Source organism: Parahaliea mediterranea, from assembly GCF_017255185.1.
In the GTDB taxonomy this organism is placed as follows: Bacteria; Pseudomonadota; Gammaproteobacteria; order Pseudomonadales; family Halieaceae; genus JAFKCZ01.
In genome coordinates, this window is sequence record NZ_JAFKCZ010000015.1 from 68,311 (window position 1) to 81,759 (window position 13,449).

Sequence of the window (13,449 nt, forward strand, 5' to 3'; positions counted from 1 at the left end):
AATAGGGTTGGGGGTATCGGGTCAGGCCGCGTCGACGAACTTTACCGCCGCGGTTTGTGATTCGCCGCGCAGTTGCGCGTACAGTTGCTGCTGGCGCAGTGCCAGCTGGTCGCGATTGCGGTCCTTTACGTGACCGTAGCCGCGCAGTTTGGCCGGCAGGCGCGCCAGTTCCAGTGCCGGGGCGTAGTTGTCCGCGTCCAGCTCACGGCAAATGGTCTCGAGCACGGCCTCGTAGTCGGCGATATCCTGGCGTTCGCGCCGGCGCTCGGCGGTATAGCCGAACACATCCCACCGGGTGCCGCGCAGGCGGCGCAATTTCGCCAGCCACTCGAAAGCCGTCATCATCCAGGGGCCGAACTCTCGCTTGACCAGGTGCCCGGTGCCCGGATCGCGCTTGGCCAGCAGGGGCGGCGCCAGATTGAAACGCAGTTCGTAGTCACCCTCGAACTGCCGCGCCAGCTGCTGGCGAAACTCATCGCTGCTGTGCAGGCGCGCAACCTCGTACTCGTCCTTGTAGGCCATCAGCTTGTACAGATTGCGAGCCGCCGCGACGGCAATGGAGTCAGCCTCCTCCGCGCGCGGATCCGCCGCGCGCACCTGCTCCACACGTTGGCGATAGCGCTCGGCATAGGCAGCGTCCTGGTAGTCACCCAGGCGCTTGACCCGGTCGGCGACGATATCGTCCAGCCGCTCCAGGCGCGCCCGGGGTTCCGGTGCCAGCTCATCGACCAGGGCCAGCACCTTGTCCGGCTGGTACGCGGCACGGCGCCCCCACAGGAAGGCGGCCTTGTTGAACGACACGGCCACGCCGTTCAACTCGATGGCCTGCTCCAGGGCCTCGGCGGATACCGGCACCATGCCACGCTGCCAGGCGAAGCCCAGCAGGAACAGGTTGGCGGCAATGGAATCGCCAAGCAACTGCGTGGCAATCCGGGTGGCATCGATAAAGTGCGTGCCCGCCTCGCCCACTTCCTCGCTCACCCGGCCCTGCATCGACGCGGTGGGGAACCTGGCGTCGGGGTCGAGAACAAAGGCCGCGGTGGGCACCTCTGCGTTGTTGACCACGGCGTGGGTGCGGCCGTGGGATACCTTGCCCAGGGCCTCGTAGGTCGCGGTCACCACCAGGTCGCAGCCCAATAGCAGGTCGGCCTCGCCGGCGGGAATGCGCACCGCCTTGATATCCTCCTGGTCGGCGCTCACCCGCACGTGGCTGACCACGGCGCCGAACTTCTGCGCCAGGCCGGTCTGGTTCATGGTTGCGCAGCCCTTGCCCTCGATATGGGCGGCCATCGCCACCAGGGCGGTGATGGTCAGCACGCCGGTACCACCGACGCCGGTCACTACCGTGTTCCAGGGGCGGTCGAGGGCCGGCAGCCGGGGCTCCGGCAGCGGGTCGAAAATGTGATCCGAATCCCCCGCGCCCTCGGGTTTGCGCAGTTTGCCACCCAGTACGGTGACAAAGCTGGGACAAAAGCCCTTGGCGCAACTGAAATCCTTGTTGCAGGCACTCTGGTCGATACGCCGCTTGCGACCCAGTTCGGTTTCCCTGGGAATCACCGACAGGCAGTTGGATTTGACGCTGCAGTCGCCACAACCCTCGCAGACCGCGTCGTTAATGAACAGGCGCTTGGCGGGGTCATGCATCAGGCCTTTCTTGCGACGGCGGCGTTTCTCGGCGGCGCAGGTCTGGACATAGACAATCACAGACGTCCCCTCGAACTCACGCAGGGTCTTTTGCAGGCTGTCCATCTCGTCGCGGTGGTGCAGGCTGAAGCCTGCGATGCCGCCGAACTGGCCGCGCCAGGCTTCCGGCGCCTCGCTGACCAGGGCGATGCGGCGCACCCCCTCCCCGCTGACCTGGCGCACCATGTCGCCGACGGACAGCGTGCCATCGACGGGCTGGCCACCGGTCATCGCCACGGCGTCGTTGTAGAGAATTTTGTAGGTAATGTTCACCTTGGCGGCCACCGCGGCGCGGATCGCCAGCAAGCCGCTGTGGAAATAGGTGCCGTCTCCCAGGTTCTGGAATACATGCCTGGTGTCGGTAAAGGGCGCCTGGCCGACCCAGGTCACACCCTCGCCGCCCATCTGGGTAAACGTGTGAGTCTCCCTGTCGGGCATCCAGGTAGCCATATAATGGCAGCCGATGCCACCCATGGCGCGGCTGCCCTCGGGGATCCGGGTGGAGGTGTTATGGGGGCAGCCGGAGCAAAAGTGGGGCACCCGCTCGATACCCTCGCGCGGCGCGGCCAGGGAGGCCTCCTTGCGATGAATCCATGCCACACGCTGCTCCATCAGCTCCGAGCGGAAAAAGCGCTTGATCCTGCTGTGAATCGCCAGGGCGACCATGGCCGGCGTCAATTCACCCAGGTTGGGCAGCAGGTCGGCGCCGTTCTCGTCGAACTCGCCGAACACCCGCGGACGCGCGGCCACCGGGTAGTTGTAGAGCTGTCCGGTGAGCTGGTCCTCGATGATGGAGCGTTTTTCCTCCACCACCAGGATTTCCTCCAGGCCCTCGGCGAACTCGTGCGTGGTGCGCGGCTCCAGCGGCCAGGGCATGCCCACCTTGTACACCCGCAGGCCGATTTCGGCGGCCGCCCGGTCGTCGATGCCCATGTCCTCCAAAGCCTGCATGACATCCAGGTAGGCCTTGCCGGAAGTGACGATGCCCAGGCGCGCGTTGGGGCTGTCCACAACGATACGGTTGAGGCCATTGACCCGGGCGAACTCCCGCGCGGCGTAAATCTTGTACTTATTCAGCCGCAATTCCTGTTCCAGCGGCTTATCGGGCCAGCGGGCGTGCACGCCGTCGGCGGGCAGCGCGAAATCCTCGGGGATGACGATATCGATGCGGTTGGGGTCGATATCCGCGGAAATCGCCGAATCCATATTCTCGGTAATGGCCTTCAGCGCCACCCAGCAACCCGAGTACCGCGACAGCTCCCAGCCGTACACCCCCAGATCCAGCACTTCCTGCACGTTGGACGGGCTCAATACCGGCACCGAGGCGCCGATGAACATGTGCTCGGACTGGTGCGGCAGGGTGGAGGACTTGCAGGCGTGGTCGTCGCCGGCCACCGCCAGCACCCCGCCGTACTTGCTGGTGCCAAAGGCATTGGCGTGCTTGATCACGTCCATGCTGCGGTCGACGCCCGGCCCCTTGCCGTACCACATGCCGAACACGCCGTCGTACTTCGCGCCGCGAAACAGGTTGGTCTGCTGGCTGCCCCACACGGCGGTGGCGGCGAGGTCCTCGTTGATCCCCGGCTGGAACACCACGTTGTGCTCATCGAGCCAGGGCTTGGCTTTCCACAGGGCCTGGTCCACCCCACCCAGGGGCGAGCCGCGATAGCCGGAGATGAACGCGGCGGTGTTGAGGCCCCGGCTGGCATCGCGCTGGTGCTGCAGCATCGGCAGGCGCACCAGGGCCTCGATGCCTGTCATATAGGCGCGGGCCGCGTCCAGGGCGTACTTGTCGTCCAGTGATACTTTCCTGACTTTCGCATCGCCCGGGGACGGATTTTTTACGCCAGATGCCGTGTCGCGAGCCGTTTGATTGTTGTGTTTAGCCATAGACTTCACCGTAGAAATATCGGGGTAGTGTGTCCCAACAGGGCAGGAATTATTATTTGAATTAACGCCATAAAGCGGCCTATTATGGATAAGTAAGTTATTTTAGATGTATTTTTTGGATAATTTATTTATGGAGCTAGACCGACAGGACCTGACCATACTGCGCCTGCTGCAGCGGGACGCCACGCTCAGCACCAGCGAGATCGCCGAGCGCATCAATATGTCCCAGTCGCCCTGCTGGCGACGCATTCACCGGCTCGAGCAAAACGGGCTGATCCGGCGCCGGGTCGCCCTGCTGGATCGCCAGTCCCTGGGCATGGAAGTGGTGGTCTTCGCCACCATCAACCTCACCTCCACCGGCCGCCAGAACCTGATGAGCTTCGAATCGGAGATCGTCGGCCACCCGGAGGTCGTGGAGTGTTACACCATGACCGGGATATGGGACTATATGCTCAAGATCGTCACCCGGGACATCCGCCACTACGAGGATTTCGTGCGCAATACATTGACCGCCTCACCGGCGATCAGGGAGCTGCACTCCCACATGGCGGTCACCGAAATCAAGAACAGCACCGAGCTACCGCTCGACACCCAACTGTAAGATTGGAGCTACATGGACATCGCCAGTAAATTGCCCGAGGTCGGCACCACCATCTTCACCCGCATGTCGGCCCTGGCGCGGGAACACCGGGCGCTGAACCTGTCCCAGGGCTTCCCCGACTTCCCGGCGCCCCTGGCCCTGCGCGAAGCCCTCGCGCGACACAGCCTGGAGGGGCACAACCAGTACGCACCGATGACCGGCGAACCCGCCCTGCGCACCCAGGTCGCGGCCCAGCTGCAACGTTTTCGCGACGTCAGTCCCGACCCGGTCGCCGAAATCACCATCGTACCCGGCGCCACGGCGGGTATTTTCTGCGCCATCATGGCGCTGGTGCGGGAGGGGGACGAAGTGGTCCTGCTCGACCCCTGCTACGACAGCTATGAACCCGCCGTTCGCCTGGCCGGCGGCCGCGCGGTGCATGTGCCACTGGTGGACGGCAGCTTCGCCATCGACTGGGACCTGCTGGGAAACGCGCTGTCCAGCCGCACCCGGATGATCGTCATCAACTCCCCCCACAATCCCACCGGCGCCGTCCTCAGCCACGCCGACATGGAGGAGCTGCAGGATATCGCCGAGCTCGAAAACCTACTGGTACTCAGCGACGAGGTCTACGAACACCTGCTATACGATGGCCGGCAACACCACAGCGTGTTGCAATACCCGGCCTTGCGCCAGCGCAGCGTGGCGGTGTTTTCCTTCGGCAAAACCTACGGCGTTACCGGCTGGAAGACCGGCTACTGCGTGGCACCGCCGGCGCTGACCGCGGAGTTGCGCAAGGTTCACCAGTACAATTGCTTCGTGGGCGTGACACCGGTGCAGCTCGCACTGGCGGATTTCATGGCCGCCGAGCCCGACTACCCGGCGACCCTGGCGGCCTTTTACCAGCGCAAGCGCGACCTGTTCAATCACGCCCTCGAGGGCTCGCGCTTCACGCTCAGGCCCAGCGCCGGCACCTACTTCCAGCTGCTGGACTACGGCGCCATCAGCGACGCGCCGGACCACCAGCTGTGCGAGCAGTGGACCGTCGAGCACGGAATCGCCAGTATTCCCATTTCCCCCTTTTACCAAGCCCCCCCGCAGCAGCACTGCCTGCGCTTCTGTTTCGCCAAACAGGACGAGCAACTGCTGCGGGCCGCGGAGGTACTATGCAAAATTTAACCACGGCACTTGTCCAGTGCGAACTCGCCTGGGAAGCCCCCGAGGACAACCGGCGGCAATTCTCCGAGATCATCGCCGGCATCGGCGGCGAACCGGATCTCGTGGTACTGCCGGAGATGTTTACCACCGGTTTCTCCATGAACGCCCTGGCCAACGCCGAGGAACCCGGCGGCGCCACCGAGCAGTGGCTGCGGGAGATCGCCCGGCAGCGCGACTGCGCGGTAACCGGCAGTATCGCCGTGCGCGAGGGCGATGCGGTGTACAACCGGATGCTGTTCGCCACGCCCGGGGACTGCTGGCACTACGACAAGCGCCACCTGTTTCGCATGGCCGGGGAGCACAAACGCTACGCATCCGGCACCGAGCGAACCATCGTCCACTGGCGCGGTTGGCGCATCCTGCTGCAAGTGTGCTACGACCTGCGCTTTCCGGTGTTCAGCCGCAACCGCGACGACTACGACCTGGCGGTCTATGTCGCCAACTGGCCCGCCGCCCGGCGGCAGCACTGGCGCAGCCTGCTACGAGCCCGCGCAATCGAAAACATGGCCTGCGTGGTGGGTGTCAACCGGGTGGGTAGCGACGCCAAGGGGCTCGACTACAGCGGCGACAGCATGGCGCTAGCCGCCGACGGCGGGGTTCTGGCGGACCCCGGAAATGAAAACGACACCGTTAGCGTTGAGCTAAACGGTGCCGCTTTGGCTGAGTACCGAGATAGGTTCCCGTGCCAGCTGGACGCGGATGCGTTCCAGCTGGAGGGCGTCACCTACTCTTCGTAGGTGACTTCCAGGGTGGCCATGGTGCGCCGGTTCTGGGCGCGGCCGTCCTTGGTGTCGTTGCTGGCAACCGGCTGGGACTCGCCGTAGCCCATCGGCTTGATGCGGCTGGCGGCAATGCCGTGCTGGTTAACCAGCACTTCCTTCACGGCCTGGGCGCGGCGCTGGGACAGTTTCTGGTTGTAGCTCTCGGGACCGGTGCTGTCGGTGTGACCTTCCAGCTCCACGTCGATGTCATCGAAGCGCTTCAGGAAGGCGGCCAGCTCGCTGATGTCGTTGAAGTACTGCTCCTTGACCACGCTGGAGTCGAAGTCAAAGTTCACCTTCATCTTGATCGAGGCAACGCGCTCCACCGGCAGCGGACAGCCATTGGCGTCGACGCGGGTATTGGGTGGTGTACCCGGACACTGGTCGCGGTCGTCGTTGACGCCATCACCATCGGAGTCCACCGGCGCGGGCGCGGGGGGCGGCGGGGGCGGCGCGTCTTCCGCTACCTGGCCGAAGTACCAGTTCAGACCCGCGAGCAACAGCAGGTCGTTTTCGTTCTCGTCGAGGCTGTGCAGCATGCGCGCCTCGAAGCGCGCACCGAAACGCGGGGTGATCATGTAGCGCAGGCCCGCGCCGGCGTTGACCACGGTTTCCACGGTATCGGTGCCGTTGTCGAACTCATAGTCGATTTCGCCGGCACCAAATGCCAGGAACGGACGCACGCGGTTGCCGCCGCCAATATAGCTGCCACCGTAGTAGAGCATATCGAGATTCCAGGTAGCCACATCCACATCCAGCTGCCCGTCCTCGGTAGTCGTGGAGTCCTCGGCGTAGAAGATTTCCGCGGCCCAGTTGTCGTCGAAGGCGTACTCGATACTTCCCCAGGGCGTGGCATCATCGTCGAGGTTGCGATCACCGTCGAAATTCCAGTAACCACCCCCCAGGTTGATGGTAACGGGTACCTCGGCGGACGCGGGGGCCGCCAGTACCGAAGCCAGCGCCGCGCCAGCGGCAAGGGAAAGAATTCGATTCTTCATTGTTGCATTTCTCCTGATAAAACCACACGCGCCATTCCAGTCGCGCGAACACCGTACTTCACTCAATATAGCAGCGATTTACTAAGTTACTAGTTAAAGTTGGGGTGGAATATTTACGCTTAATTACGCACAAAATCCGGGAATAGATGACCGCCTCGCCCGTCACCAGCCAAGGGCGCGTTTTACAAAAGGCACGGTCAGCGCCCGCTGCTCCGCCAACGACAGTCGGTCCAGGCGATCCAATAGCGCCAACAACTCGGCCAGCCCCCGCGGCGCGCGGCTCACAATGTAGCGGGCCACTTCAGCTGGCATCTGCAGCCCCTTGCGGGCGGCGCGAAAGGCCAGCAGCGCTTCCTTTTGCTCATCATCGTAACCAGGCAAGTGATAGACCACGCCCCAGGACAGGCGGGAACGCAGATCGGCCAACTGGACCGCCAAGCCACGCGGCGAGGCATCGGCGGCAATCAGCAATCGACACCCCGCGTCCCGCGCGCGATTGAAGAAGTGAAACAGGGCCCGCTCCCAGTCGGCGTCGCCCTGTACCGCGTCGATGTCGTCGAGGCAGACCAGCGCCATCGACTCGGTGCCGGCCAGCACCGCTTCCGGCGGGTGCTCGCGCAATTCGGCCAGCGGCAGGTAGAGCGCGGGGGCCTGCGCCCGGTGGCAGCAAGCCTGGAGCAGGTGCGACTTGCCGGTTCCGGCGCCGCCGTACAGATAGATGACGGGCTCGCCCCCGGCCTCCAGCTGGACTTCGAGTAGCGCGACCAGCGGCGCCAGCGCCGCGGTGGGCAGGAAGTTCTCCAGCGTGGCATCGTCCCGCAACTGCACGTTGAGAGCCAGTTGCGCACCGGTAAAATGAGGCTGCGACACGTTCAATCCCCCTGATAGAGATCGCTGGCGCGGTAGTGCGCCACGGCATGGCGCACAAACACCATGATCACCGCGGATACTGGCAAGGCCACCAGCACGCCGACAAAGCCGGCGATCTGGCCGCCGGCCATCAGCGCGAATATCACCGCCACCGGATGCAGGCCAATGCGGTCCCCCACCAGTACCGGCGTCAATACCACCGACTCCAGCACCTGGCCCACACCGAACACCAGGGCCACCAGCAGCAGCGCGCCCCACTCGCCAAACTGGGCATAGGCCACCACCAGCGAACTGACAATGCCCACGATGAACCCCAGATAGGGGACGATGCTCGCCAGCCCCGCCACCGTGCCCAGCACCAGCGCGAGCTGTACGCCCACCAACCACAGCCCGACGCTGTAGATCACCCCCAGGGCCAGCATGACCAGCAGCTGGCCGCGAATGAAGGCGCCCAGGACCTCGTCCGCCTCGCCCACCATGGTCGCGGTATTGTCCTGCCAGGCGCGGGGCATCATGCGCAGCAGCTTGGCCATCATGATGTCCCAGTCGCGCATCAGGTAAAAAGCCACCACCGGCACCAGGGCGAGGTTGAACAGCCAGCCCAGCAGCCCCATGCCGGAACCGGTTATGGTGCGCAGCGTCTGCGCCGTGGTCTTGCCCAGCGACTGCCAGTTTTCCGCCAGCTGCGCGGTCCAGTCGATCTCGGGCAGCTGCACCGGCGGCAGGCTGAAGCGCGACTGCACCCAGGGCAGCAGGGTCTGGGTAATCCAGCGATAGAGGGCGGGCACCTTGCCGACCAGCGCGTCGAGCTGGTTGAGCAGGGCCGGAATGGCAATCAGCAGACCCAGCGCCAGCAGTGCGGTAAACAACAAAAAGACCAGCGACACGCCGACGGTTCGGCCGATGCCGCGGCCCTCGAGGATATCGACCAGGGGGTCGCCCAGGTAACCGATAAGCGCACCCAGCACAAAGGGCAGCAAAATGGGCTGCAGGGCGTAGAACGCCACGCCAAAGGCCAGCAGGACCGCCAGGAACCAGGGCCAGCGGTTGCCCGCCATGGGCACCGGATCGCCTAGTTGCGCCATTGGTAGCTCAACTCCCCGTCGACGGCGCCGCCCACCGGCACCAGGTGGCGATTGAGTTCGATGATCGCCGCCAGCCGCGCGGCGTCGGCCTGGGCCCGCAGGCGCAACTCCAGGCGATCCCCCCGCACCTGCTCGACATTGGCGTGCTCGATCAACTCAAGACCCTCCAGCCAGGTGACAATAGCCGCGTAGTCGGCGTAGCTGCGTACATTAGCGACCGACATCGCCACCCCGCTGGCCGGCGCCGCGCCCGCGGCCACCGCGTAGCGCCGCGCCATGTCCTCGGCCACCAGGCCCACCCCGGACGCCAGGAAGCGCTCGACGGACTCCGGGGTGGCACTGCGATCAATGCGCCCGTGGGCGGACAGGTAGGCCCAATCCCCCAGCCACTGGCCGCTGGACAACTGCGTCATGCGCCCGGCGAGTATTTCGCCGACACCGTAGCGACTGGAGGCCTGGCGCAGTGCCGTGGTGTTCAGGCGCCAGGCCTGCTCGGCCGACAGGGCGGCGGCATCGGCCAGGTCATACAGCGGCAGGCGCAGGGGCACGCCGCGGCGCTCGAAATCCGCCTCGAGCTGCGCCAACAGCTCCGGGGCACTGTCCCGATTGACAAACTCCCGCCCTCGCGCGGTGTCCTGCACCAGCCACAACAGCACCGCGGGACGGTTGGCGGTCCAGATCGGTGCCCCCGCCCGGGTCAGCAGGTCGCCCACCCAGCCCCGGTCGAATTCGAAGCGCGCCGCCAGGGGCCGGTGTTCGTCGCCAGTGCGGGCGTAGGAAAACTGCTGTGCCTGCGACAGGGCATTGTCCAGGCTTGCCGCCACCTCGGGCAAATCGAGCACCTCGGCGCTGCCGGACACCTTGACCAGCACCTCGGCCAGCGCCGCGCTGGCGGCCCTGGCCAGCTCCTGCTGGCTGCGATCGGCCACCGGCACCTGCCCGGTGTAGAGATCCCCGACGACTTCCGCGCGCGCGGCGGCCGCCAGCCAACATGCCAGCAGTACCACGGCGCTCCACTGCGCGACGAGTCTGATCACCCCATTCTCCCGATGGACCTTGCGAGTGCGCAATTGTAACAGCCCATACCCGCATTTGCGGACAAACGCCGCCGCGATACGCCGAAAAAGCCTTTGGAGGCTTTTTCAACAGCCTGATAGAATACCCAGCCTCTCACGAATTCCCAATGATCTTTGACCGGACGCGCGCCGCATGAGCACTGACAAACAGGGCCCCTCCTCCCATTCACCCTCCCTCAGCTACCGGGACGCCGGCGTCGACATCGATGCCGGCAATGCCCTGGTGGAGCGTATCAAGCACGTTTCCCGACGCACCGCGCGGCCGGAGGTGCTCGGCGGGCTGGGCGGCTTCGGCGCCCTGTGCGAACTGCCCGCGGGTTACCGGGAGCCGGTGCTGGTCTCCGGGACCGATGGCGTGGGCACCAAACTGCGCCTGGCCATGGACCTGGGCATCCACGACACCATCGGCATCGACCTGGTGGCCATGTGTGTCAACGACCTGGTCGTGGCCGGCGCCGAACCCCTGTTCTTCCTCGACTACTACGCCACCGGCGCGCTGAACGTGGAGACCGCCGCGGCGGTGGTCACCGGTATCGGCCGCGGCTGCGAGCTGGCCGGCTGCGCCCTGGTAGGAGGCGAAACCGCCGAGATGCCCGGTATGTACGCCGGCGAGGACTACGACCTGGCGGGCTTCTGCGTGGGCGTGGTGGAAAAGTCCGCCATCATCGACGGCAGCGCGGTCGCCGAGGGCGACGCGCTGATCGGCGTGGCCAGCTCCGGCCCGCACTCCAACGGCTACTCCCTGATCCGCAAGATCCTCGAGGTCAGCGGCGCCGATCTCGAGCAAGCGCTGGGGGATACCACTCTGGGGCAGGCCCTGCTGGAACCGACCACCATCTACGTCAAGGCGCTGCTCGACCTGATCGGCAAGATCGAGGTCAAGGCCCTGTCCCACATTACCGGCGGCGGCCTGCTGGAGAACCTGCCGCGGGTGCTGCCCGAGGGCTGTAGCGCCCACATCGACACCGGCAGCTGGGCCTGGCCAGAGGTGTTCCGCTGGCTGCAGGAGCAGGGCAACGTCGCCACCCGCGAGATGTACCGCACCTTCAACTGCGGGGTGGGCATGGTGGTGTGCGTGGCGGAAGCCGACTGCGCCGCGGCGGTGGCGGCACTGGAGGCGGCGGGGCACCGCGCCTGGCGGCTCGGCCGCATCGGCGGCGGCGCGCGCGAGGTTGAGCTGGTCGCCTCATGAGTGCCAAACCGGCTCGGCTCGCCATCCTGATTTCCGGGCGGGGGTCCAATATGCAGGCCTTTATCGAGGCCGTGGAGCGGGGCACCCTGAACGCCGACATCAGCCTCGTGGCCAGCAACAACCCGGACGCGGCGGGGCTGGAACTGGCGGCGCGGGCCGGGATCGACACCTCGGTGGTCAACCACCGGGATTACGACAGCCGGGAGGCCTTCGACGCGGCCCTGGCGGCGAGAATCGAACGGACCGGGGCCGACCTGGTCATCCTCGCGGGCTTCATGCGCATCCTTACTTCCGTGTTTATTACCGCTTTCAGCGGCAGACTGTTGAACATTCACCCCTCCCTGCTGCCAAAATACCCGGGACTCAACACACACCAGCGCGCGCTGGACGCCGGCGACACCGAAGCGGGCGTGACCGTGCATTTTGTCACCGAGGAGCTCGACGGCGGGCCGCCCATCCTCCAGGCCCGGGTGCCGATCGAGGCCGGTGACACGGCGGACAGCCTGGCGCGACGGGTGATCGTGGAAGAGCACAAAATTTATCCGCTGGCCGCGCGCTGGTTCATCCAGGGGCGGCTGCGGCTGACTGACCAAGGAGCCCTTCTCGATGGCGAGAAAATCCCGGCAACGGGCATTCCTTTCCGGCCTGATCTCACCTGATCGCGGGGCCCGCGCCCTGTTGGCGGGGGCCCTGCTGGCCCTGGCCCCCCTGCACGCCAGCGCCAGCGACACGCTGCGCCCCTACACCGCCCAGTACGACACCAGCGCCCTGGGCATGCACCTGACCCTCAAGCGCGAGCTGAAGACCGACGGCGACGGCGGCTACACCCTCACCAACGGCGGCAAGATCCTGGTGGTGGGCTTTCACGAGGTCGCGGTGTTTCGCGTCGAGGAGGGCGAAGTGGTGCCCAGATCCTACGTCTACCAGGGCACGGGGCTGATCAACCGCCGCCGCGAGGTGCACTTCACGCCGGACAGCGACTCGGTGCGCAGCCTGTACAAGGGCGAATGGTACGAACTGCCCAATAAAGAGGGCACCCTGGACCGCCTGAGTCAGCAGGAGCATTTGCGGCTGTTGATGCTATCGGCGAAGAATCCCCGCGACGACATCGAAATCACCGTCGCCGACGGGCGCAAGGTCAAGGATTACAAGATCGAATTCCGTGGCGAACAGGTGCTGGAGACCGCCATGGGCCCGGTTGAGACCCTGCACTTCGAGCGCCTGCACGACGACCCGGAGCGCAAATCGGAAATCTGGGTGGCGCCGGCCTGGGACTACCTGATGGTCAAGACCATTCACGTAGAGGACGACAAGCCGGTGGAAGTGGTGCTCACCAGCGCCTCGATTGAGGGCAAGCCGGTCAGCGCCGACGCGGAAGTGGCGGGCACATAACGCAGAACCGGCCGCCGTGTAGGGTCGAATTCATTCGACCTCGCCAACCGCCGCTTGGCGGAATGAACGCCCCAAGAAGAGAGGCCCTCTGCCCACCCTACAAGGGCCTCCCCACGCTCAGGCCTTCGGCAGTGTCACCCCGCGCTGGCCCTGGTATTTCCCGCCGCGGTCCTTGTAGCTGGTTTCGCACACTTCGTCGGATTCGAAGAACAGCATCTGGGCCACGCCCTCGTTGGCGTAGATTTTCGCCGGCAGGGTGGTGGTGTTGGAAAACTCCAGGGTCACGTGCCCTTCCCACTCCGGCTCCAGCGGAGTGACGTTGACGATGATGCCACAGCGGGCGTAGGTGGACTTGCCCAGGCAGATGGTCAGGACGTTGCGCGGGATGCGGAAGTACTCCACCGTGCTGGCCAGGGCAAAGGAGTTGGGCGGGATCACGCAGACCTCGTCCTCGACGTCGACGAAACTCTTCTCGTCAAAGCCCTTGGGGTCCACGGTGGCGGAGTTGATATTGGTGAACACCTTGAAATGGCTCGAGCAGCGCACGTCGTAACCGTAGCTGGAGGTGCCGTAGGAAATCAGGCGGCGGTCGCCGTCGGCGCGCACCTGGCCCGGCTCGAAGGGCTCGATCATGCCCTGCTCCAGGGCCATCCTGCGGATCCACTTGTCTGACTTGATGCTCACGCTTGCGCTGCTCCGTGGGG

Annotated in this window: 12 protein-coding genes; 6 read left to right on the plus strand and 6 right to left on the minus strand. The window is 65.3% G+C overall.

What is annotated here, in order from left to right; translation table 11 throughout:
- Positions 1–21: 21 nt before the first annotated feature.
- Positions 22–3,573 (minus strand): indolepyruvate ferredoxin oxidoreductase family protein, encoded by a 3,552-nt coding sequence (locus JYP50_RS17975; RefSeq protein ID WP_206561942.1) that lies wholly within the window; start codon positions 3,571–3,573, stop codon positions 22–24.
- 130 nt (positions 3,574–3,703) lie between these two features.
- On the opposite strand from JYP50_RS17975, the gene JYP50_RS17980 reads away from it, so the two are divergent.
- From JYP50_RS17980 to JYP50_RS17990, 3 genes are read left to right on the plus strand one after another with little or no spacing between them, the layout of a single operon-like run.
- Positions 3,704–4,174, plus strand: coding sequence for an Lrp/AsnC family transcriptional regulator (locus JYP50_RS17980; protein WP_241263283.1), 471 nt, complete (start codon positions 3,704–3,706; stop codon positions 4,172–4,174).
- A gap of 12 nt (positions 4,175–4,186) precedes the next feature.
- Positions 4,187–5,332 (plus strand): methionine aminotransferase, encoded by a 1,146-nt coding sequence (locus tag JYP50_RS17985; RefSeq protein ID WP_206561944.1) that lies wholly within the window; start codon positions 4,187–4,189, stop codon positions 5,330–5,332.
- Positions 5,320–6,108, plus strand: a complete 789-nt coding sequence (locus JYP50_RS17990) for an amidohydrolase (protein WP_206561945.1) — start codon at positions 5,320–5,322, stop codon at positions 6,106–6,108. The genes JYP50_RS17985 and JYP50_RS17990 overlap by 13 nt, the downstream gene beginning before the upstream one ends.
- Here the strand turns inward: JYP50_RS17990 and JYP50_RS17995 are convergent.
- From JYP50_RS17995 to JYP50_RS18010, 4 genes are all read right to left on the minus strand, one after another.
- Complete coding sequence (locus tag JYP50_RS17995) at positions 6,096–7,130, minus strand: OmpA family protein (RefSeq protein WP_206561946.1); 1,035 nt, start codon at positions 7,128–7,130, stop codon at positions 6,096–6,098. The two genes, JYP50_RS17990 and JYP50_RS17995, sit on opposite strands and share 13 nt — an antisense overlap.
- Before the next feature lie 162 nt (positions 7,131–7,292).
- A complete protein-coding gene (gene hda / locus JYP50_RS18000) occupies positions 7,293–8,000 on the minus strand; it encodes a DnaA regulatory inactivator Hda (protein ID WP_206561947.1) in 708 nt (235 codons plus the stop codon).
- Between the two features lie 2 nt (positions 8,001–8,002).
- A complete protein-coding gene (locus tag JYP50_RS18005; RefSeq protein ID WP_241263284.1) occupies positions 8,003–9,085 on the minus strand; it encodes an AI-2E family transporter in 1,083 nt (360 codons plus the stop codon).
- Positions 9,073–10,122, minus strand: coding sequence for a DUF2066 domain-containing protein (locus tag JYP50_RS18010; protein WP_206561948.1), 1,050 nt, complete (start codon positions 10,120–10,122; stop codon positions 9,073–9,075). Before JYP50_RS18010 ends, JYP50_RS18005 begins: the two co-directional genes overlap by 13 nt.
- Before the next feature lie 172 nt (positions 10,123–10,294).
- On the opposite strand from JYP50_RS18010, the gene purM reads away from it, so the two are divergent.
- The 3 genes from purM to JYP50_RS18025 are packed head-to-tail and all read left to right on the plus strand — an operon-like array spanning position 10,295 to position 12,745.
- Entirely contained in the window at positions 10,295–11,353 is a 1,059-nt protein-coding gene (gene purM, locus JYP50_RS18015) for a phosphoribosylformylglycinamidine cyclo-ligase (protein WP_206561949.1), read from the plus strand.
- Entirely contained in the window at positions 11,350–12,012 is a 663-nt protein-coding gene (gene purN / locus JYP50_RS18020; RefSeq protein ID WP_206561950.1) for a phosphoribosylglycinamide formyltransferase, read from the plus strand. Before purM ends, purN begins: the two co-directional genes overlap by 4 nt.
- The gene (locus tag JYP50_RS18025) at positions 11,960–12,745 is read left to right on the plus strand and encodes a DUF3108 domain-containing protein (protein WP_206561951.1); all 786 of its coding nucleotides are present in this window, start codon (positions 11,960–11,962) and stop codon (positions 12,743–12,745) included. Before purN ends, JYP50_RS18025 begins: the two co-directional genes overlap by 53 nt.
- 117 nt (positions 12,746–12,862) lie before the next feature.
- Here JYP50_RS18025 and dcd read toward each other — a convergent pair whose 3' ends face one another.
- Positions 12,863–13,429: a dCTP deaminase gene (dcd, locus tag JYP50_RS18030; protein WP_206561952.1), complete on the minus strand. Its 567-nt coding sequence runs from the start codon at positions 13,427–13,429 to the stop codon at positions 12,863–12,865.
- Positions 13,430–13,449: the final 20 nt, after the last annotated feature.